15 protein-coding genes, 1 rRNA gene and 2 other annotated features are annotated in these 22,336 nt (G+C 43.7%); of the genes, 1 reads left to right on the forward strand and 15 read right to left on the reverse strand.

Features of this window, described 5'->3' with window-relative positions; all coding sequences use genetic code 11:
- A 16S ribosomal RNA gene (locus B5771_RS00395) occupies nucleotides 1-213 on the reverse strand; the annotation flags it as partial.
- A 503-nt stretch (nucleotides 214-716) separates the two neighbouring features.
- Nucleotides 717-1,985 (reverse strand): tyrosine--tRNA ligase, encoded by a 1,269-nt coding sequence (tyrS, locus tag B5771_RS00400; RefSeq protein ID WP_088185776.1) that lies wholly within the window; start codon nucleotides 1,983-1,985, stop codon nucleotides 717-719.
- A 513-nt stretch (nucleotides 1,986-2,498) separates the two neighbouring features.
- Here tyrS and B5771_RS00410 point away from each other — a divergent pair.
- Entirely contained in the window at nucleotides 2,499-5,195 is a 2,697-nt protein-coding gene (locus B5771_RS00410; protein WP_088185778.1) for a PBP1A family penicillin-binding protein, read from the forward strand.
- A 149-nt stretch (nucleotides 5,196-5,344) separates the two neighbouring features.
- Here the strand turns inward: B5771_RS00410 and B5771_RS00415 are convergent, their stop codons facing one another.
- From B5771_RS00415 to speE, 13 genes are all read right to left on the reverse strand, one after another.
- Nucleotides 5,345-7,711 (reverse strand): endonuclease MutS2, encoded by a 2,367-nt coding sequence (locus B5771_RS00415; RefSeq protein WP_088185779.1) that lies wholly within the window; start codon nucleotides 7,709-7,711, stop codon nucleotides 5,345-5,347.
- Nucleotides 7,712-7,805: 94 nt separating this feature from the next.
- Nucleotides 7,806-10,367, reverse strand: a complete 2,562-nt coding sequence (locus tag B5771_RS00420; protein ID WP_088185780.1) for a U32 family peptidase — start codon at nucleotides 10,365-10,367, stop codon at nucleotides 7,806-7,808.
- Nucleotides 10,368-10,541: 174 nt separating this feature from the next.
- Complete coding sequence (zapA, locus tag B5771_RS00425; protein WP_047812022.1) at nucleotides 10,542-10,799, reverse strand: cell division protein ZapA; 258 nt, start codon at nucleotides 10,797-10,799, stop codon at nucleotides 10,542-10,544.
- 43 nt (nucleotides 10,800-10,842) lie between these two features.
- Nucleotides 10,843-13,248, reverse strand: coding sequence for a phenylalanine--tRNA ligase subunit beta (gene pheT / locus B5771_RS00430; protein WP_088185781.1), 2,406 nt, complete (start codon nucleotides 13,246-13,248; stop codon nucleotides 10,843-10,845).
- Between the two features lie 12 nt (nucleotides 13,249-13,260).
- Entirely contained in the window at nucleotides 13,261-14,283 is a 1,023-nt protein-coding gene (gene pheS / locus B5771_RS00435; RefSeq protein ID WP_172408107.1) for a phenylalanine--tRNA ligase subunit alpha, read from the reverse strand.
- A gap of 413 nt (nucleotides 14,284-14,696) precedes the next feature.
- Nucleotides 14,697-15,491, reverse strand: a complete 795-nt coding sequence (locus B5771_RS00440; RefSeq protein WP_088185782.1) for an RNA methyltransferase — start codon at nucleotides 15,489-15,491, stop codon at nucleotides 14,697-14,699.
- A gap of 188 nt (nucleotides 15,492-15,679) precedes the next feature.
- Nucleotides 15,680-16,039 carry a 50S ribosomal protein L20 gene (rplT, locus tag B5771_RS00445; RefSeq protein ID WP_088185783.1) on the reverse strand — a complete coding sequence of 120 codons (360 nt, stop codon included), beginning with the start codon at nucleotides 16,037-16,039 and terminating at the stop codon, nucleotides 15,680-15,682.
- A 26-nt stretch (nucleotides 16,040-16,065) separates the two neighbouring features.
- On the reverse strand, nucleotides 16,066-16,263 hold the full coding sequence (rpmI, locus tag B5771_RS00450; RefSeq protein ID WP_047812011.1) for a 50S ribosomal protein L35: 198 nt from the start codon (nucleotides 16,261-16,263) through the stop codon (nucleotides 16,066-16,068).
- Between the two features lie 21 nt (nucleotides 16,264-16,284).
- A complete protein-coding gene (infC, locus tag B5771_RS00455; protein ID WP_088185784.1) occupies nucleotides 16,285-16,800 on the reverse strand; it encodes a translation initiation factor IF-3 in 516 nt (171 codons plus the stop codon).
- A gap of 26 nt (nucleotides 16,801-16,826) precedes the next feature.
- Nucleotides 16,827-16,957: a sequence feature (ribosomal protein L20 leader region), on the reverse strand.
- Between the two features lie 81 nt (nucleotides 16,958-17,038).
- On the reverse strand, nucleotides 17,039-18,967 hold the full coding sequence (gene thrS, locus B5771_RS00460) for a threonine--tRNA ligase (protein WP_088185785.1): 1,929 nt from the start codon (nucleotides 18,965-18,967) through the stop codon (nucleotides 17,039-17,041).
- A gap of 50 nt (nucleotides 18,968-19,017) precedes the next feature.
- Nucleotides 19,018-19,232 (reverse strand) — a binding site (T-box leader).
- A gap of 78 nt (nucleotides 19,233-19,310) precedes the next feature.
- On the reverse strand, nucleotides 19,311-20,183 hold the full coding sequence (locus B5771_RS00465; protein WP_088185786.1) for a putative sporulation protein YtxC: 873 nt from the start codon (nucleotides 20,181-20,183) through the stop codon (nucleotides 19,311-19,313).
- A gap of 169 nt (nucleotides 20,184-20,352) precedes the next feature.
- On the reverse strand, nucleotides 20,353-21,096 hold the full coding sequence (locus B5771_RS00470; RefSeq protein ID WP_047812007.1) for an MgtC/SapB family protein: 744 nt from the start codon (nucleotides 21,094-21,096) through the stop codon (nucleotides 20,353-20,355).
- Nucleotides 21,097-21,481: 385 nt separating this feature from the next.
- Nucleotides 21,482-22,336 (reverse strand): polyamine aminopropyltransferase, encoded by an 855-nt coding sequence (gene speE / locus B5771_RS00475; RefSeq protein WP_088185787.1) that lies wholly within the window; start codon nucleotides 22,334-22,336, stop codon nucleotides 21,482-21,484.

Genomic DNA, 22,336 nt, shown 5'->3' on the forward strand with positions numbered 1-22,336 from the left:
TTCCTTAAAAGTTGATGCCAACTCCTAAGCGTATCCGGTATTAGCCCTCGTTTCCAAGGGTTGTCCCGGCTTGTTGGGTAGGTTACCCACGCGTTACTCACCCGTCCGCCACTAAGATCCTTCTAAGCAAACTTAGAATTCTCTCCGTTCGACTTGCATGTGTTAAGCACGCCGCCAGCGTTCGTCCTGAGCCAGGATCAAACTCTCCAAAAAAGTTATTTCAACTTCTTTAAAGAAGATGATATCTTGCTCATGATTCCATGATTCTTTTGAAACTCTTCCGAGTTTCTCTCATTGGCTGTCCTTGTTGTTTAGTTTTCAAAGATCAGAATGTCCGCTTAATTTTTTGTGTTATTTACGTTTTGTTTCGCGGCACTTAAGTATATTAACATTTGATTTTTATCTTGTCAATATTTTTTTTTGCAATTTCTCAAAAAACCCCTATGCAAAATATGGGAAGTGAAAATCTCATTACTACTTTTTATCCAGTTTTTAAGACCCCCACTTCTATAAGTAAGGCCACTGAAAATCTAGGAAAATCTATTGCTTGGGTATCCAAAGCCACCATATACCGTAGGTAAAATAGAAAGTCAGCACTATATATGGTACTGACCTTCTCGAAGATAAAGTTTTTCAGTGGCCTCCTATAAGTGGGGGTAGGTCCTTCAATTGATATTACCAATTGATCCAATGGATATTCAATCAACTCAGCAGAGTTATTGCCCAAATTTAATAAGATAATAGTTCTTTTTCCCTCGCCGAACAATAAGATATTTCCCGTCTAAACGTTCCAATTGCGATACAGAGGTTTCTAAATCATTGCAGCGAAGGTCATTGACATAGATAGCACCATTCTCGATAGATTCTCTGGCCTGACGCTTTGAGGAAACAACCCCCGCTTGGACCAATAAATCCACAAAGCTTATATCAGTGTTATCAATCGCAGCAGAGGGGACATCACTAAATCCCTCTTCAACCTCGGAAGCGGATAAACCTTTTAGTCCCCCTCCAAAAAGAGCATTCGTTATTTTCTCTGCTCGAGCAAGAGCTTCTTGACCATGAACCAAGCTTGTTACCTCACTTGCCAGAGTTCGCTGGGCTTTTCTCTTTTCGGGCTCTCTTTCCAAGTCTTGAGCTAAAGCATTGATTTCATCAATGGTTAAGAACGTGAAGTATTTCAAAAATTTAATAACATCCCGGTCATCAGTATTTAACCAAAATTGATAAAATTTATAAGGCGAAGTCTTTTTAGGATCTAACCAGACTGCACCGCCCTCAGTTTTCCCAAATTTGACCCCGTCGCTTTTGGTGACGAGGGGCATGGTCAAACCAAACATTTCCTTATCCTGCTCATCAGAAGTTCGACGAATTAACTCGATGCCTGCCGTGATATTCCCCCATTGGTCACTCCCTCCCACTTGAAGTTCACAACCATATAATTCGTTCAGCTTCATAAAGTCATAGGATTGTAAAATCATATAACTGAATTCTGTATAGGAAATCCCTTTACTCATTCGTGTTTCAACTGACTCTTTAGCTAACATAGTTCCTAGGGGAAAATTCTTACCAATATCTCTCAGGAATTCTATAACCTGAAGAGAGCCGAGCCAATCGTAATTATTGGCAATAACCGCCGGATTGTCTTTTCTTTCAAAATCCAAAAAACGGCTTAACTGAGCTTTTATTTTATCAGCCCATTCTTCTACAATTTCTTGGGGATTGAGTACTCTTTCTGAAGTTTTGCCGCTTGGATCTCCAATCAGCCCCGTCCCTCCGCCGACCAAGGCAATAGGTTTATGCCCTGCCAGCTGAAATCTCTTCAATATTAATATAGGCAGCAAACTTCCAATATGGAGACTATCGGCAGTGGGATCAAAACCACAATACAAGGAAATGGGTCTTGACATTAATCGTTTACGTAACGATTGTTCATCCGTATGCTGATAAATAAGCCCTCGATCTTTCAAGTCTTGAAACAAATCCATAATTATACCTCCAAAAATATTTTTAGCTCTTCATGCGGGATAGAATAATTAGAGTTCTTACTCTGTAAAAATGCTCTCAACTCCCGAATCATTAAATTAAATAAATAATAAATCCCTCAACTAACGTTGAGGGACGAAAATACTCCGCGGTACCACCCACATTGATGCCGTTTCTCTGCAGCGAAACGGGCACCCAGCTCTGTAGCGTTAACGGAACTACTCCGAGAGCTTTTAACTCTAGTCCTGAGGTGTAACCCTTGGTTTCCGGGTCGGTTTGCACCGAGCCACCGACTCTCTAATACCTTCTGCCAAGCTTCTTCTCAATCATACCATTCACAATATTGATTTATATTATTATATTATACCTTTTCGTAATTCAATATGCAACCGACTATATCACCTGTCAGATGCCTATACAGAATTAGAATTTCCTTAGGATTGCAGAAGTATGATATAATTCAAAGAATTATATCATGTATCTAAAACCTCATATTTTTCGGAGGAGGTTCAATCATGTCATCATCTCGAAGATCAACAAGTCCTCGAAAAAGGCGTCGTCCATCGAAATTTCGGTTTGTTTTTAAGCTTTTTCTTACTCTCATGCTCTTAGTAATCATTGGTGGAGGAATTTTTGTTGGGATTGTTGCCGCACAAACGCCTAAATGGGATCCCAGTGCACTAAACGACCAAAAGCAAACCTCCTATGTTTACGACAAGAATAACGTACAAATAGCCCAATTGTACGGGGGAGTTAACCGCCAAGTCGTCCAATCATCAGAAATCCCAGATCTTGTTAAAAAAACATTTGTAGCCGTCGAGGACAAACGTTTTTATCAGCATTTTGGGATCGACCCTATTCGAATTATTGGTTCAGCAGTAAATGACATCCGCTCGGGAAGTGCTAAAGAAGGAGCAAGCACCATCACTGTTCAGCTTGCCAGAAATGCCTTTATTGAAGACCCTACGGCCAAAACCCTGACCCGTAAAGTTCAAGAAGCTATTATTGCACTTCAACTCGAACACGAATATACCAAAGACGAAATTCTCACATTCTACCTCAATAAGATTTTTTTAGGGCAATCCTCCTTCGGAATCCAAGCTGCAGCCAAAACGTATTTTGGCGAAGACCTCAAGAATCTGACACCGGATCAAATCGCTCTCTTAGCAGGGCTGCCTCAAGCTCCGAGCCAATATAACCCTTATATTCATCCTGAAGCAGCCAAAAATCGCCGTAATATTGTACTGGGAGTCATGAAAGATGCCGGATTGATTACTGCCAGTCAATACGACCAATACAAAGATGCTCCTTTTACTTATGTCGATACTATGAAACAAAAAGGTGGGGCTGAAAACACTGCCATATCCACTGCAAATTACAAATACCCTTATTTTATTGATTATGTAGTCGAAGAGTTGGAATCTACTTATAACTTAACTCCAGATCAAATTTACAGCGGCGGATTGAAGATTTATACAACCATTGATACGAAAATCCAAAGCGCCGCAGAATCTGCTTTTGCGGACCCCTCAAATTTCCCGCGAGGAATTGATAACACAAAAGTTGAAGGCGCTATGACAGTCATTGATCCAACGTCCGGCGGAATACTGGCGATGGTTGGCGGGCGGGACTATACAACCCGCGGCTTGAATCGAGCCTGGCAATCCAAACGGCAACCCGGATCTACGATCAAACCTTTAGCTGTTTATGGCCCAGCCATTGAAAAAGGCGGATATTTCCCCGGGACAGTGCTTGATGATATGCCTGTCAGCTATAATGGCGGAAACGGTAAAGCTTGGACTCCTACGGATTTTGATACCATTGACAAAGGCTGGAAGGGCTTAATTACTATGCGTTACGCCCTGGAAGATTCGGTAAACGTTTATGCTGTCAAACTTCTTAATCTCATTGGAGTAGATTATGGTTGGAAGTTTGCCAAAGATAGGTTAGGCTTACCGCTTGAGGACAAAGACCGTGTCCTTAGTCTTGCCCTTGGGACACCGGAAGTATCTACTTTAGATATGGCATCTGCCTATGGAGTTTATGCCAACAACGGAGTTAAAGTAACGACACATGCAATAGCGAAGGTTCTTGATTCTAAAGAAAATACGATTATTAATCCTAAAATATTGAAAACCCGGGTCATGAAAGAAACAACAGCCTATATTATAAACAATATGCTGCGCAGTGTTGTTACGGACGGTACGGCCTATAGTGCCCGAATAGGAGACTGGGCTATTGCCGGAAAAACCGGGACCACATCGTTGGATCCTGTAAAATACGGCAATAAGTCTGGTAATCCGGATGCCTGGTTTGCCGGCTATACTCCCAATCTAACAGGAATTGTCTGGATGGGATACGATTCTGACCCTGACGGTAAACATTATTTACACAATGTCTATGGCGGAAGTTATCCGGCCCAAATCTGGAAAAAGGTGATGTCTGTCGCTCTTAAAGATCTTCCTGTTCAAACGAAGTTTGAAGAACCTGCCGGGATTGTAAGCGGACGATTCGATACAAAATCCGGTCTTCTTCCAAGCAACTTAACTCCACCCCAGTTTATTGGCACTGAAATAGCCGCTCAAGGGGATTTCCCCACTCGTGTCAGTGATGTTTGGGTTCAAAAGAACGTCGATGCAGATAACCCTAACATCTTAGCAAACGCCTCAACCAAGAATGTTATCGCAAAGACATTCCTTAATCTGCCAAATCGCTCCCCCTCTTGGATATGGCCCCCCAGCGAAGCTCCCTACCGACCGCCAAGTGGAATAACGGGGTCAGGGACTTCAAATGATCTAAATTCAACCACTCCTGATTCAACAGCAGCCAATTCGACCAACCCTAACTCAAATGTTCCGGATGCAACCACAAACCCTCAAGTTGACCCAACCCTCTCCACCCTCCCTAAACCTTCCCTTGGTCAAGTGAACTATGACCCCAAAACCTATACAGCAGTTATACCCATGACGGTTCCTGCTAACAGCGAAAACAGTTCAACGATTTTTTATCTTCGACGTTCCGGTCAGAGTACCATAGAAAGCTTCCCGATAAACGCCTCCCACTCCACTAAAACTTCCATTTCCATTTCACTCTCAGACAACGGAAAGCCTCCCATACCTGGTGACTACATCTTCTGGGCCGCTTTCCAGAATCCTAATGGATCAGGAGTCGGACCGTCTTCGGGAAGTGTAAAATTAACGATAACTGACTAAAACTATCAACCACAAATTCTGAAGCCGGGATCAACGCTAAACAAAAAGGTTGCCACAAACTTTCGCCAAAGTTTGTGGCAACCTTTTTCATTGCATTTATCAGCGCGTCAGCATTTGTTATGCCAATGTTCAGCTTTAGCTCAACAAGTTCACTTAAGCTCAACGACTGTGACCCCTGAATCCCCTTCTCCATATTCGCCAAGCCTGTAGCTGCGTACATGAGGATGCCCTCGCAGAAAATCCTGAATTCCTGCCCGCATAGCGCCCGTTCCCTTGCCATGAATTACATAGACTTGACCGACACCGCCCAGAACCGCATCGTCAAGAAACTTATCCAAGACTTCAGTACCTTGCTCAACTAACATTCCTCTCAGGTCAATCTCGCTTCGAATCTCTTCCGCCTTTTGCAATCCAAGACTATTTCCTTTGCGGGAACTTCTGAGCGGAGTTGTCTTTTCTTCCCGAGCCAACTTTAATTCTGTTAAGGGCACCATTACTTTCATGATGCCCGCTTGGACAAGGACTTCACCGCTGGCATTAGGAAGTTTCAGGACTTGCCCTTTCTGCCTGAGTTTTGTCATCATAACCGTCTGTCCCAGCTTAAGCTGATCCGGTTTCAAACCACCACCGGTATGTTCGGCCGTTCGTCCTTTTTCAAGTTTATTGGAAACCCGGCGAAAACCTTGGCGTGCCTTTTCAATGTCCTGTTGTTGTTTGTTTTCCTTCTTGAGAGCTTCTTTCAACTCGGCAATAATTGCTTCCGCTTCACGTTTTGCTTCACGAACCAGCTCACCGGCTTCCTCTTTCGCCAAGGTCATTAGAAGTTCATAGTCTTCATCTAAACGTTGTGACTTTTCTTCCAGAGCCTTCGCTTGCAGTTCCAGTGCTTGCCTTCCGGATTCGGCCCTTTGTTTTTCCAGCTCAATTTCCCGATGTGTCTCGCCAAGATTTTCAATGAGATCCGCAACCTGCATTTCCCGTTCGGTCACAAATGTATTAGCCCGCTCAAGAACCCGCTCACTTAAGCCAAGTCTTCTGGCAATGGTAAAAGCATTACTTTTGCCCGGAATCCCAATTAATAAACGATACGTCGGGCGCAAGGTCTCCGTATCAAATTCTACCGAAGCATTCTTTACACGCGGCGTTTCGTAGGCAAAGGTTTTGAGTGCCCCATAATGGGTCGTAGAAACTGTCCGGCATCCTCTTGAATGCAGCTCCTCAAGAATACCCATGGCTAAGGCCGCGCCTTCCGTCGGATCTGTCCCGGCACCAACTTCATCAAGTAAGACCAATGACTGTTCATCGGCACGCTGAATAATATCAACGATATTTTTCATATGCCCGGAAAAAGTACTCAGAGACTGCTCAACACTTTGTTCATCCCCAATATCTACAAAAATCCGGGTAAAGATCCCCATACGAGAGTCACTCTCCGCAGGGATATGCAGGCCAGATTGAGTCATTGCCGCCATTAGGCCGACAACCTTTAAGGCCACAGTTTTCCCTCCGGTATTTGGCCCGGTAACGACCAAAGTATCAAACTCAATCCCCAATTCAACCGAGAGAGGAACGACGGTACCACTGATCAGAGGGTGCCGGGCTTGTACCAGCTTTAATTGTTGTTTAGGAACTAGTTCAGGTGCTCCCGCATTCATTGTTATACTTAAATTCGCTTTAGCTAAAACGAAATCGAGTTTTGCCAGGGCTTCGTGAAGATCTGCCACCGCTTCTGCTCGTGCCTCAATTTGGGCAGAGAGCATTTGAAGAATACGCTGAACCTCACGCTGTTCCTTTAAAACTACTTCCCGCAGTTCATTGCCCAAATGGACAACCGGCATAGGCTCAATGAATAACGTTGCACCACTGGCCGATTGATCATGGACAATACCCGGGAAAACCGAACGATATTCCTGTTTTATGGGAATAACATAGCGATCCGAACGCTGGGTAATGATAGGGTCCTGCAGCATTTTTTGATAAGCAGGGTTACGCAGTGTCCCTTCCAGGCTTTCCCGAATGCGATTTTGCAGACGATATAGAGCACGGCGTAATTCCGCTAATTCCGAGGATGCATTGTCTGCGACCTTGCCATCCTCGGTAATACAACGGGAAATTTCATCCTCCAAAGGTTTTTGACTCTCGATTGAAAGAGTGACCTCCCATAATCCAGGAAACTCCGCCTGAGATTCCTGGAAGTACTGTTTTAGTTTTCTGCCAACCCGTAAGGTGTCCCGGATCTCAAGCAATTCTTCGCCATGAATAATCCCTCCGCGTAAACAACGTTCAAGGTAAGGCCGTATTTCTTTAGCGCCGCGAACAGAAAAGAGGGGGTTCCCGCGCAAAAGATTTTTTCCCTCATTCGTTTCTTGGAGTCCAAGACGCACACCTTCCCAATCAACCTTTGGGGTTAACCCTTCAGCTAATTCCTTCGCTCTTGGAAGAAGACAATATTCGGCCAAACGTTCTAAAACTTTGGGAAAATCCAGCTTTTTTAATACTTTATCTTCGATTCCCATAGATCCTCCTCAATACGCTAAAAAAACACAATACCCAGCACCAGTGGAATCAGCATTCGCAATCCTAAACATAATAATTAGTATGAGGCATTAGTTAAAGCACACCTCTAAAAAAATGTCCCTTCGTAAAGCCTTGTGGAAACATGGAAGTCAACTCTGCCATTCCTTGATCCGGAGTCCATAGGGACCGGTTTCCGAGCTGCAAGGTATCCCATGCTTCTAAAAAAACCTTGACGATCAGCCCGACCTGTTCAGGAGATTGGCGAGTTAGCTGTAAACGTATATTGGATACGCCCATTCGTTTGAGCTGCGGCAATTCTTCATATAGATTTAAGACCTTAACATTATAAAGATGCATTCGGCATTCCTGATCCGTCTCCAAAGGAAAGTCATACTCCAGACGATCCCGTAAATAATGGGGCTCTTTAACGCATACACCTGAGCAATGGCTTCCTTGCTTTCCACCCAAGGTCGATCCTATCGGACAGTATTCACTGACCATCATTTCCAGATCGCCAAACACAAAGTACTCTATCCCCCCCCATTTTGCCAAATGAGCCAATTGTTCATGATGCAATTCCGGAGATAGGGTTACCCTTTGAGCGCCTAGGTGCAAAAAGTGAGCAAGACTGGCTTCGTTGAAGACGTTTAAAGAATAATCTGTTTCAAAAGGCCAGTTGGGATCCAAAGAGCGCAGCATTTCCAATTCACCGAGATTTGAGACCATAAGTTTTGGCTTGTCTGGCCAAAGAGCTGCTTTTTTTAGATCCTCCAGGAGTCTCGTACTTTGAGTTTCATTTAAAACTCTGGGAAGCCGCCAAGCGCAATCAACACCCTGTTTGCGGCAGGTCTCAAACCCTGAACGTATTTCATCTATTTTGAAATTTTTTCTCGAACGCCAGTGTTCTCCGCCAATGAGTACTCTTTTGGCCCCAGACTTTAGGGCCGCCTCAAGGGTTTCCGGATCACTTACAGCTACAGAAACCAGCGGCAGGTTTCTCCTTGCGGAACTTAAGCGTGCTTTCGCCAATTCATTGTTCCATTTGCCAATTCTTTGTCGATAAAGGGATCGCTCAACATTTTGCTGAGTAGTTTCTCTAAGCAGTTCCTCTACTGCCATTCGCCGCATTTCATTGAGATCACTCACCGGCAGCATCAGACCCTCATCAACCTCAACCACTAATTGATCCAACCAAAAAGGTGTAGTTCCTAATCGTCCAAGCTGCTGGTTAGCATAGTCCCAAGTCAAAGGCCGTTTCAAAGCCTTTTGGGCAGGATTAGCAGAAAATACCCTGACCCTGCGCATACCTTCGACAACTTCTAAAGTTAGTTTATCTCCAATATGCCCCCTCAGAGACATAGTCAGAGGACGCTTGCGTTGTTCTTTACCTTCTTGGAAACTTTCCCGGGCCTTCTCCATTAATTTAGCGTCATTTGTTTTAAAGACGCGATCCCCAGGACGTGCCACCCCAGAAAATTCGATTTGCACAGTTTCCCCGGGGAAGCCGTCACTAACTTGTTGCTTGTCTCTCCAGATGTTACCGACAGTGATTCCTTCCCGTCCCCTGCCTGTCCAAAACTCAATTCCATCGCCCGAGTGAATAGCAGCCTCGAGTTTGAGATCTAATCGTCCTGAGTTGAGACTCACTACACGTCCAAGGCGTGTTCCCCGATTGTTTGGACGACTGTAACTCATAAGGTCCGCGCCAGGATTCTCTCTTAAATATCCCTTGGTAAAATCACGATTGAAGATTTGCAATAATTCCTGATGTTCCTCTGTTGTAAGTAGCGGACCATTCTCTCCTTGACGTTCAATCCGATCAAGCGCCTTTCTGTACAGCCTAATTACTGTTGCCACATATTCCGGTCGCTTCATTCGGCCTTCTACTTTCAGGGAATGAACTCCAATCTCCTTTAGCTCCACTAAATCTTCTACTAAATTTAAGTCCTTGGGGCTTAATAAATGCTCCCCTAAATTCTTAACAGTCAATAGATTTTTGCGCTCTTGATTTACCAGCTGATAAGTCATTCGGCATGGCTGGGCGCAAGTGCCTCGATTCCCGCTCCTTCCTCCGATAAAGCTGGACATCAGACACTGGCCGGAATAACATACACAGAGCGCACCATGTACAAAAACCTCCAGATCCAACGGAGTACTTGCAGCCAAGGTTTTGATCTCAGCTGCTGAAGTTTCTCGTGCAAGGACAACTCGATAAAAACCAAGTCTTTCCATATGCTGAGCACCCCATGTTGTGTTAATCGTCATTTGCGTGCTCGCATGGATTTCCAGTTCCGGCAGAATCGCGCGAATGAGACTTGCGACTCCCAGGTCCTGTAGTATAACGGCATCAACACCAATATCATAAACAGCATAAAGGTAGTCCATCAGCTCTTGAAACTCTTGATCCGCGATCAATATATTAACTGTTAGGTAGACTTTAACCTGCCGTTCATGAGCATAGCGGACTGCTTTGCGCAGCTCTTCCAAATCAAAATTTGCGGCACTTGCTCGGGCACTAAAACTCTTGCCTCCTAAGTAGACTGCATCGGCGCCGTTTTCCACAGCTGCTTTAAACGCTTCAAAACTTCCTGCAGGTGCCAGAAGCTCCAGAGGGGGTGTCTCATTTGCCACTACCGCTTCTCTTTGATTGTTCATTTAATTTTACGCTCCACCCTCATATTTTGTTTATCCACTCCAATGAACATACTTATTATAATTGCTTAGCTTAGATATGTACAATTTCTCATACTTTAATGCAAAACAACGGAGAGCATCTTAAACTGCTTGCAAAGCAGTTTAAGATGCTCCCTCACTCAAAAATTTTCTTAGCTATTCAGTCTTTTCGCCCAGCAGCTGCATGAGAGTTTCTTGCTCTTCTCGCAGCTTGGCAAGATCATCCGCCAGATTAAGTGCTGTTAATATTGCCACTTGGTGAATGCCTAAGCGAGGGAGTCGTTGGGAAATTAAACGCATTTTTTTGTCCACTTCGTGAGCCAACCCCTGGATATACGCTTCTGTTCCTTCACCGCGGACGACGTGCTTCTCTCCAAAAATTTCAACAGTGACTTTGACTGATTCCTGAGCCACAATTTTCCCTCGCTCTCTTCTTGCTACTTTGCCGAAACGCTTTCTATTTTCGCCATTCTGCATCAAATTCCTGCTGAATTCCCTCTAAGATGCGAGAATTCAAGACATTTACTTCTTCATCGGTTAAAGTCCGCTCCAGCGATTGGTAGCGCAAGGAAAAAGCAAGACTTTTGCGTCCCTCTGGTATTGACTTGCCGGTATAGACATCAAATAGTTCTACGTTCTGCAGCAGTTCCCCCCCGAGCTTGTGAATCTTAGTCATCACAGCCGCCGCGGAAGTATCTATGGGTACCACGACTGCCAAATCACGATTGATGGCAGGAAAACGCGGGATGGATTGAGCACGTACAATCGGCCGCATATGCTTAAATAAGACACCCAAATCTAGCTCGAAGAGTACAGCCCGCTCCAGAGCCCATTCTTTTTCTTCCGAAGGATGTATCTCACCCAAAAAACCAATACATTCATTGTGAAGATAAACATCAGCCGAACGTCCGGGATGAAGCCGAGGACGATTTTCCGGCACTCGATAATCAAATTTAAGCCCAAACTCCCGAGCAATCTCCTCCAAAATTCCCTTGACGTAGAAAAAGTCATATTGAGTCTGGGAATTTAGCCAATGCCTGCCACTCTTCCCAACGGCAACCCCAGCCACTCGCAATACTTCACGCGGAAGCTCGCGCAAAGGTTTTTCATCACCCCAGTAAGTCGTTCCAACTTCAAAAATACTAATTTCCGTATTGCGTCGTGCTGTGTTCTTAGCCGCAACCTCTAACAGTCCGGGCACCAAGGACGTACGCATCACGCTAAGTTCTTCCCTTAAGGGGTTAAGCAGAGAAATCGAGTGCTGAGCACTTCCCCACTGAGCATCTTTAGCAGCGCCTGTAAAGGTATAAGTCATAACTTCATCCATTCCGGATTGAACAAGTACCTTGCGCAAGCGACGGCGGAACTCCTGTTCCGGTGTCCTTCTTCCTTGAGTCGTATCCCCTTGCGGCAAGGTCGTAGGGATTAGATCATATCCCCTTAAACGAGCAACTTCCTCCATGAGATCTTCCTCAATTTCCAAATCCGCACGATAGGTGGGAATCTCCACAACGAAGATGCCTTCCTTTTCCTCATACTTAAAGTTCAGGTTTTCCAGAACTTGTCTGATATCCGAGTCCTTCAGCTCAAGACCAAGAACAGTAGAGGTATGCTGTACTGATAGTGTGATCTGACGCTGCGGAGGAAGAGTCTTTAGCTCATCAAGGAAGGCCACAGGGCGTCCTGCTCCTAATTCCAGCAGCAATTCACATACTCGTCCCAAGGTTGCCGCACAACCGTAAGGATTAACACCCTTTTCGTAACGATTTGAAGCTTCTGACCTGAGTCCCAGCCTTCGGCTTGTCCTGCGTATACTTACTCCGGCAAAATGGGCCGACTCGATTAATAAACGTTTCGTATCCCCCGTAACTTCACTGTCAAAACCTCCCATGACGCCTGCAACTGCTAAAGCCTGTCGGTCATCGGCGATGAGCAGAGTATCCGCTTGAAGAGATCGCTCAATTCCATCGAGAGTGACAATTTTTTCTCCCGCTTTGGCACTACGAACATGAATGTTCCCTGTAATCTTATCCCGATCAAAAGCATGTAAAGGCTGCCCCATCTCCAACATGCAGTAGTTCGTAATATCGACGATATTACTGATTGGCCGAACCCCAGCCGCCTTGAGTCTTCGCTGCATCCATTCCGGTGAAGGAGCAATATGAACATCCTCAACAACTAAACCGGCATAACGGCGGCACAACTCTTCCTCTTCAATGATAATCTTAAAGTTCTCGGCAGCAGGAAGATCTAATCCCTTCGCTATATCTGCCCATTTGGGCAAATGGGGCTGTTTACCGGTGAGTGACGCCACTTCGCGTGCCACATTAACCATCGCCAAACAATCGGGGCGATTGGGATAGAGTTCTAAATCTAAAACACTGTCTTCCCGCCCTAGATATTTGCCAAAGTTCTCCCCGATTGGAGCCTCGGCCCCTAAGACCAAAATACCGCCTTCGCTGCGATCTAAACCTACGGAAGCATCAAGCAGGAGCTCTTCACGCGAGCATAACATCCCCTCTGAAACTACACCTCGCAGCTTAGACTTCCGAATCGCCAAGTCATTAGGCAAGACAGCGCCTATCATGGCTACAGGGATTCGGTCTCCGGCCTGTAAATTCTGGGCACCGGTGACGATAGTAACGTTTTTCTGCCCTGCGTTAACGTCACAGACCCATAGCCTGTCGGCATTAGGATGCTTAGTCAGAGAACTAATTTCCCCAATGACTACCTTTTCAAACCCTTTATTAAGATTTTCAACACTTTCTACCTCAATTCCGCCGCGAGTTAATGTTTCTGCCAACTCTTCGGCGGTCTGATTGGCATCAACCAGTTCGTGAAGCCATTCCATACTGACTTTCATCGTCTTTCCCCCTTAAAACTGCTGCAAGAAGCGCAAATCATTATCAAAAAGAAGTCTCATGTCCTCAATGCCAAACTTCAGCATGGCGATTCTCTCAACGCCCATGCCAAAGGCAAAACCTGTGACTTCCCTCGGGTTATATCCGCCCATTTCCAGGACTTTCGGGTGAACCATTCCCGAACCTAAAATTTCAATCCACCCGGTTCCTTTGCAAAGGCGGCATCCCGCTCCTCCACAAAGCATACAGGAAACATCTACTTCAGCGCTTGGCTCAGTAAATGGAAAAAAACTGGGCCGCAAGCGAATTTCGCGAGATTCGCCAAACATCTGCCTTGAAAAATTCAGCAAAATCCCCTTTAGATCGGACATCCGAATCCCTTGATCAACCATAAGTCCCTCAACTTGATGGAACATCGGAGAATGTGTGGCATCATCGTCATTTCGATAAACTGTCCCGGGAGCAATGACCTTCACCGGTAAATGAGGGTGAAGTTTTTCCATTGTCCGTATCTGAACAGGAGAAGTTTGAGTCCGCAGCAATATTTCTTCTGTGATATAAAAGGAATCCTGCATTTCCCGAGCTGGATGATCTTTAGGAAGGTTAAGCGCCTCGAAATTGTAATAATCCGATTCGATTTCCGGCCCCTCAGCGATCTGGAAGCCCATACCCAGGAAAATATCCTCAATCTCTTCAACGACCTGAGTCAAGGGGTGATAATGTCCGCGGGCAACACGGCTGCCGGGCAAAGAAATGTCGATGCGCTCTGCAGCTAAACGCTTTTCCAGGGCAATAGCTTCCAATTCCGCGCTTCGTTCTTCCCAAGCCTTTTCCAAGCGGCTGCGCATCTCATTAACCACTTGTCCCATCATTGGCCGCTCTTCCGGGCCTAAACTCCCCATCTGCCGCAGTAATGCGGTCAAGCTCCCTTTCTTCCCGAGCACTTTCACCTTAAGCTCTTGAAGAGCTTCCGAGTTATTTAATTGCTGCAATTCATGCAAGGCCTCTTCTCCAATGCGAAGTATTTCTTTCTTCAAGACAACCATCCTTTCCATTTTGCAAATTCCAAACTTTTTATAAATTTCTCATCAGTCATTGGCGCTCTTATCTCTATCTTTTAGTACGACGCTGTGATCAAGTAAAAATAAAAACGCCCAATCCCCATACAAAAGGGACGAGCGTCATTCTCGCGGTACCACCCTGGTTTGGCTAATTAAGCCACACTCATGTTCCGATAACGGCGGAAACCGGGCCTTCCTACAGATCAAAAAGCCGCTCCTGGGCGAAATTTAACCTCTTTTTCCAAGAGGAGGATACTTTCTTAGCAGGCTCACAGTCTTGGGCCCGCCTCCCTGTGAAGAAACAATCCTTTTTTACCCTATCATCGCTTTATAGATATAGCAAACTATCAACAAGAACTCAAGCTATTATAGCATAGAGCCCCTGTAAATTACAAGAAATCCCTTTGGCGTACTATCTCATAAAGAAGAATTCCCGTTGCCATGGCCACATTAAGTGATTCCACTTCCTGAGCCATGGGAATCGTAACTCTTTGAACATCCTCCCTTTGAAAGGTAAGGGATGGACCATTTCCTTCATTCCCCACAACCAAAGCTAAAGGTCCACTCGCTACATTCGTCTCGTAAAGTACTCTTCCTTTTGTATCTCCTAAAATTAACCGAAGACCCTGTTTGCGGCAAAAGCTTAACACTGCCTCCGGGGACAAGTCCGGGAGAAGGACTAAAGAAAAAAGGGCTCCCATAGTACTGCGCAGCACTTTGGGATTATAAATATCAACGGTTCCCGACGTTAAACAAACGTAACGAACTCCCGCCGCCAAGGCAGTACGGAGAATCGTCCCCAGATTTCCGGGGTCTTGAATTCCGTCCAAAACAAGCACTACTGATTTCCCATCAATATGTATATCGTCCCATGTATACCTTGTTTGATTTACAACCGCTAAAATACCTTGGGGTTCCTCCGTCGCGCTCATTTTACGAAAAACCCGTTCATCCGTTTCCTCAAAGGGGATTTTGCGATCTTGCAATCCTTCCCTTAGGTCTCTCCACTCAGATTGCTTTCCTTTTAAGCTAACGTACACTTTTTTTATGGGAGCATTCCTGCGTAAAGCCTCAGCAACAAACCGCCATCCTTCTATAACGTAGAGCTGCGTCTCTTCACGGACTTTACGCCGCTGCAAAGAGGCGATGAATTTAACCTGTTCATTTTGTAAGGATTCCAGCACCTTTCCACCTCCAAGGCCTAGGGACCAGCTCCAGAGATAGATATAGATATAGTCTATCCATTGGCAGAGCCCTTTATAATTTCGTTTGCGCTGAAGGAAACGAAATCAGAATGAGATAAAACGAGCTTATACTGCGTACCGACGCATTTATAAAAAGAGGATGCTCGCGCATCCTCTTCACTTGGTAATTAGCCGTTAATTTGAACTTTAGCGACATTTGCAATTTCAGTAAATGCTGCTGCATCGCTAATTGCCAGTTCTGCCAGCATCTTACGGTTAACTGTTACCCCAGCCTTCTTCAAACCATTCATCAAGCGGCTGTAGGAAATACCATTCATACGTGCAGCTGCATTGATTCTGGCAATCCAAAGCTTACGGAAGTTTGCTTTGTTGTCTTTTCTATGAGCATAAGAATAGGCTAAGGATTTTAAAACTTGTTCATTCGCGGGGCGGTAAAGTTTACTTTTCCCTCCGCGATAACCCTTCGCCAATTTTAAGATCTTTTTATGTCTATGATGTTTCGTCATGCCTTTTTTAACACGGGCCATCCCAAAAACCTCCTTTTAGTGCAGCGTTATAGATAAACAATCAAGTTTTTAATTCTCTTGACATCAGATTGGTTCATAACCGCTGATTTGCGTAAATTCCGTTTTCTTTTCTGAGACTTCTTCTCCAGAATGTGACTTGTAAAGCCGTGCATACGGACAACTTTACCTGTTCCAGTTTTCTTGAAGCGCTTAGCCGCACCACGGTGAGTTTTCATTTTAGGCATTTGAGTATCCCCCTCTCGGTATTAGTCATGTTTAACAGAAGCCAAAATCATAATCATATTGCGGCCCTCAAGTTTAGGATCACGCTCTATGCTAGACTCCGCTTTACAGAATTCTGCAAGTCTGAGACAAAGGGTTCTTCCTAGTTCAGGGTGAGTGACTTCCCGCCCCCGGAACATAATCGTAACCTTCACTTTATCCCCTTCGCTTAGAAATCGCTGAGCATTACGAGCCTTGGTTTCAAAGTCATGATCCTCAATATTGGGACGCAGCTTGACTTCCTTAATTTCCATGCTCTTTTGCTTTTTACGAGCTTCCTTGTCTTTCTTCGCTTGCTCATACTTATACTTGCCATAATCCATTAGTTTGCAGACCGGCGGCTTCGCCGTCGGTGCGATCTCTACGAGATCTAAAGACTTCTCGACTGCTAGGTTCAAGGCATCTCGAACCGCCATAATTCCAAGTTGTTCTCCTTCTTCCCCAACAAGACGGACCTCCCTAACCCGGATTTCGTCATTGAGTCTTAAGTCCTTGCTAATAAGAAACCACCCCCATTAAAACTTAGCACAATAGAAAAAGACGGATGAATACCACCCGTCTTCTAAACAATCATGAGCACGTATTAAGCCCAAGCCCAGAAGATACCTTACCGACTTTAGCCGTAAGGTGAGAAGCGGATGGCTTCTACTTGACAACGAATATTTTATATCAACTCTCAAACTTTGTCAACTTTTATCCGGTTTTTAAGCCCCGATGTTCAGCTTTAGCTGAACGAGTTCACTGAGCCAGAGCTGTTAAGAGCTTCTTATTTTTTATATCATCTTGGATAAGAGTAACAAACTCATCTACAGTCATTTTCTCTCCGGCATCCCCTTGACCGTAACGACGTACAGCAACGGTATCCGACTCGGCTTCTTGATCTCCAACAACCAAGGTATAAGGAATCTTTTCAGTTTGAGCCTCACGGATTTTATAGCCAACTTTCTCTTTACGCTCATCCGTTTCAACTCTTATATCTAATTCATTGAAACGGGCAGCTAATGCTTTGGCATAGCCCTGATGCCGCTCACTGATCGGCAAAATACGAACCTGAACAGGTGCTAGCCAGGTTGGAAAAGCTCCAGCATAATGTTCAGTCAAAAGTGCTATGAACCGTTCAATACTCCCATAGATCACGCGATGAATCATAACTGGGCGATGTTTTTGTCCGTCCTCGCCGACATAAGTTAGGTCGAATTTCTCCGGCATTTGGAAATCAAGCTGTATGGTACCACACTGCCAAGTCCTATCCAGACAGTCTTTAACGTGAAAATCAATCTTCGGCCCATAAAAAGCTCCATCGCCTTCATTGATCTTGTAATCCAAGCCTCTTTCCTCCAGGGCCTCTTGAAGCGCCCGAGTTGCAGCTTCCCAATCCTCATCTGAACCCATAGAATCTTCAGGACGGGTGGACAGCTCTACATGATATTCAAAACCGAACACTTTGTAGAAGGTGTCTACTAGTTCAATAACCCCTAGAAGTTCCTCCTTAATCTGTGACGGAAGCATAAAGATGTGGGCATCATCTTGAGTGAAGTTTCTAACCCGCAGCAAACCATGGAGGGCACCCGATAGCTCATGGCGATGAACGAGTCCCAATTCTCCAACCCGCAGCGGCAAATCCCGATAACTACGCAATTTAGTTCGGTACATAATCATACCGCCCGGACAGTTCATAGGCTTAACTGCAAAATCCTGATCATCAATCTTCGTAAAATACATGTTTTCTTTATAATGATCCCAGTGACCGGATTGTTCCCAGAGAGAACGATTGAGAATAATCGGGGTCTTAATTTCTTGATAACCTCGCTTGCGATGTTCTTGTCTCCAGAAGTCCTCAAGAGCATTGCGCAAAACCATTCCTTTAGGATGGAAGAAGGGGAATCCAGGGCCTTCATCGTGAAGGCTGAAAAGGTCAAGCTCTAAGCCCAACTTACGATGATCACGGCGTTTGGCCTCTTCCAATTTGAATAGATAATCTTCAAGATCAGCTGCTTTAGCAAAGACTGTACCGTAAATACGCTGCAACATCTTATTTTTCTCATTACCACGCCAATAGGCACCTGCCAAACTCATGAGTTTAATTGCTTTAATGATTGAGGTTGATGGGATGTGGGGACCCGCACAAAGATCTGTAAAATTTCCCTGAGTATACATGGAAATAGTAGCATCTTCGGGAAGTCCTTCAATCAGTTCAACTTTATAATTTTCACCAAGTTTTTTAAAGTAGTCCAAAGCCTCAGTGCGCGATACTTCCTTACGCTGATACGTGTAGTTTTCCTTAGCCAGGCGTTTCATTTCTTTCTCGATTTTCTCGAGATCCTCAGGAGTAAACACATGCTCAGAATCGAAATCATAATAGAAGCCTTTGGCAATAGCTGGTCCTATCCCCAACTTTGTTCCGGGAAACAAATTTTCCACAGCTTGGGCCATTAGGTGAGATGTTGAATGTCGAAGAACCTCCAATCCCTCTTCGCTGTCCAGTGTGATGATCTCTACTGCCGCATTCTCCATGAGAGGATAAGAAAGATCTTTTAATTTGTCATTTACTTTTCCAGCAACAGCTGCTTTAGCTAAACCACGCGAGATAGCAGCAGCCAACTCTGCTATAGTCGTTCCTTGTTCAACCTCACGTATTGAACCATCTTTTAAAGTTACTTGAATCATTGCTATCACTCCTATAAAATTTCGATAAACGCAAAAAAGCTCTCGCCCCAACTAGGGACGAGAGCTTACTCCCGTGGTTCCACCCAACTGAAAGGATATCTCCTTCCACTCGATTACCCTTAACGCGGGAAACGACAAAGCTTACTCATTTCAGCCCTGCACTCAAGGGTGGTCTTCACCTGAACCTTTGTGAGAAATGCTTACAGCCGCGGCATTCCTTCTCTAACACTTAAGATCAGGATACTCTCCCTTTCAGCGATTTAAAGTAATTACTTTAGAAAAAGTTTATGACACTAATATACCCAAATCAATAGATTTATTATACAAAAACCATGCTCATTTGTCAAAAATCCTTACATAAAGAACAGCCGCTGCAATCACGAACTCTATCTCCAAAAACTTGCCTTATGGTCTGTAAAGTATCTTTATACCCATTATAACGAATGTGCAACGTGATCTGTCTTGGAGCTACTGCGATAAGCGAACTTACCAAGAGGTCTTCATAACCTAACTCATGTAAATTATCCAGTTGATAATCTTCCAGGTAGTCGCCGGTTATATCCTCACCGTCCTCATTATAAAGATGGAACTCACCTTTCGAAGTCATTCCTACATGCAGGCTCTCTAATTGCGGTGTCTGGGTGTCGACAAAATGTTTCAGGAGCTGAATAAATTCCAGATATTCCTTTTCCACTATGTACTCTTCGATAGCAAACTCCACAGCTTTGCTGACATCATGCTTATATTCCTGAGCGCGAAAACTTAGAAAACCTTCAAGATCGAAAATCAAAGACTGATTAAGACAACTTAAAATTTGAGTTACAAGCTTTGTCTTACGGTTTATGCGATAAGCACGATCTTGACCCAAACCTTTATTCAAATATTCCAGTGCTTTATTTAGGATCTCTTGACCCTTATCATCAATTAAATATTTATTTTTTTTCAGGATTCCCCGTACATGTTCTTTCTCCCAGTGAAGCAAGATCGTTTCCGCTAAGGCATTTGCTAAATAATATCGCTGGATTTTCTGGACCATTTCTTCATTTTCAGTCCCCGCAAGAGACGAGGCAAGAAACTTACAGTGAATTAGCCAACGCTTTCCGTGTTGCTGCTCAATAATCTGTAAAGGGAGACGTTCACGTTTACTCAATTCCCTTAAGGACTTACATATACTGTCATGGTATCTTTGCGTACCTAACTGCACGGAATGTTCCACTGGCACCCCTCCATATTAGAGTATATGACTCTAATGAAGCCATATTTCGATTGGGCCAATCTGTTAATACCTTTAAAAAATAAATATTTTCAAAAGGTAGTTTGGACATTCCATACTATTTCCAATTTATTACATTTCTATTCTCGTTTAACCGTTTCCTCAGTTTACATTACATTGAGCAATTGTCACTATCCTTCTGGGGCACTGATTTTTTACGTGGAAAAAGAGAGCGGATAGAGTCTCTATCATCGCTAAATTCTTGCTCTGCAGAATAAATCCCGTCAATTTCGTTAATATCTTCAATCAATTTTTCCATGTCGAGTTTGCGAAAAGGAGTTCTCAATTTAAACAGTATAACCGTTTTATTTTGTTCTTCTTTTTGCAGAATCATAGTGATATTTTGCGGAACAATGTTGTGAGACTCAATTACTCTGTTAATCTCTTTAACTCTGCACGTTCCATTAACAGCAACAACCTTAAGTGACGCACTATTTCTAAAAAAATAATTTTCTACTATGCGCTCTAGAGTAATAAACACCAAGAAGGTGACCAATGTAGCCGAAAAATAGAACCCGGCTCCAGTTGCCAAGCCAATGGCTGAGACAACCCATAGAGATGCTGCGGTTGTCAAACCTCTGATCGATGTCTTGTCTCGCAAGATCGTACCAGCTCCTAAGAAACCAATCCCTGAGACAACTTGCGCAGCCAAGCGAGCAGGATCTTTGTTAACTGATGTAAAATTTGTAAAGCCGTACATTGATAAAATCATAATCAACGCTGAGCCTAAGCTTACTAAAATATGAGTTCTAAATCCTGCTGAACTATCATTTCGTTCTCGTTCAAGACCGACAATTCCTCCAAAAATACAAGCCAGCAATAACCTTAAAGCAATTTCATAGTCCGTAATATGCACTGTTTTTCACATCCTTGCTGTGATTGTAATATTTATCACTTAATATCATAAATTAATGATTCAAGGGTGACACCTCATCCTATTACACTAAAACAGATTACATTAAAGTATGACTCCAAATCCTAACTCAAATCTTTTATATTCCCATCAGGGAATAGATCACATCTATTACTTTGCTATTACTTCTATTATGATTTCTCAAATCAAATATTCGTTACAATAGGTCAAATTCCTTTAATCTTATAAAATATTTTAATATTTTGATTACTAAATATTATGTAATTCTTTCGAGTAATGTAACTCCAAATACGTGAAAAGCTGTAACAAAAAAAATTTGTTACAGCTTTCTTTCTATTATCCGGAAACATTGCTTCTCCCCGAAAACTTATTTCTCTTCGCTTCCTAAAAGCTCCTTTACGTACGTAGGAAGAGCAAAGCATCCTTTATGAATATCCGTATTGTAATACTTCGTTTTAATTCCCAGTCTATTCCACGCCTGCTCATTTAAGTCCTTTACGGGATCATATATTTTGGAGGCAAATCCAAATAGCCAATGTCCTGACGGATATGTTGGAATATGCGCTTGATAGACTCTGCAAACAGGAAAGAATTCTTTAACACGTTTATGAGCTCTCTGCATTGATTTAGCATATTCAGCATAATAGGGGCTTTCGTGCTGATTAACTAAAATACCGTTCTCCTTAAGGGCCTTAAAGCAATTACCATAAAATTCTTTGGTAAAGAGACCTTCACCCGGTCCAAAAGGATCGGTAGAATCAACGATAATTAAATCGTACGCATTTTCTTTGGAGCGTACAAATTTTAACCCATCCTCAAAATATAGTTTTACTCGGGGATCGTTTAGTTTACAGGCAGTTTGCGGCAAATATTCCCTGCACACCTCAACCACCATTTTATCAATTTCAACCATATCAATTCGTTCAATTGAATTATAGCGAGTCAGTTCTCTTACCGTTCCGCCATCACCGGCCCCAATAACCAGAACATTCTTTGTGTTTAGGTTTGTCGCCATTGGAACATGAACAATCATATCATGATAGATAAATTCATCTTTTTCAGTAACCATCATTAAGCCGTCTAAAGTAAAAAATGTCCCAAATTCTTTAGAATGAAAAACATCTATCCTTTGAAATTCACTCTGGCCTGTATACAGAGGTTTATCCACCTTAATAGAAAAACGAACATTATCCGTATGTTGTTCTGTATACCACAATTCCAT

Source organism: Desulfosporosinus sp. FKA, assembly GCF_002196785.1.
GTDB lineage: Bacteria > Bacillota > Desulfitobacteriia > Desulfitobacteriales > Desulfitobacteriaceae > Desulfosporosinus > Desulfosporosinus acididurans.

Excerpts from the sequence above, each read along its gene's own strand:
- tyrS (WP_088185776.1), bottom strand. The coding sequence starts at position 1,985 with ATGGATTTGTTTCAAGACTTGAAAGATCGAGGGCTTATTTATCAGCAT.
- B5771_RS00410 (WP_088185778.1), top strand. The coding sequence starts at position 2,499 with ATGTCATCATCTCGAAGATCAACAAGTCCTCGAAAAAGGCGTCGTCCA.
- B5771_RS00415 (WP_088185779.1), bottom strand. The coding sequence starts at position 7,711 with ATGGGAATCGAAGATAAAGTATTAAAAAAGCTGGATTTTCCCAAAGTT.
- B5771_RS00420 (WP_088185780.1), bottom strand. The coding sequence starts at position 10,367 with ATGAACAATCAAAGAGAAGCGGTAGTGGCAAATGAGACACCCCCTCTG.
- pheT (WP_088185781.1), bottom strand. The coding sequence starts at position 13,248 with ATGAAAGTCAGTATGGAATGGCTTCACGAACTGGTTGATGCCAATCAG.
- rplT (WP_088185783.1), bottom strand. The coding sequence starts at position 16,039 with ATGGCCCGTGTTAAAAAAGGCATGACGAAACATCATAGACATAAAAAG.
- rpmI (WP_047812011.1), bottom strand. The coding sequence starts at position 16,263 with ATGCCTAAAATGAAAACTCACCGTGGTGCGGCTAAGCGCTTCAAGAAA.
- thrS (WP_088185785.1), bottom strand. The coding sequence starts at position 18,967 with ATGATTCAAGTAACTTTAAAAGATGGTTCAATACGTGAGGTTGAACAA.
- speE (WP_088185787.1), bottom strand. The coding sequence starts at position 22,336 with ATGGAATTGTGGTATACAGAACAACATACGGATAATGTTCGTTTTTCT.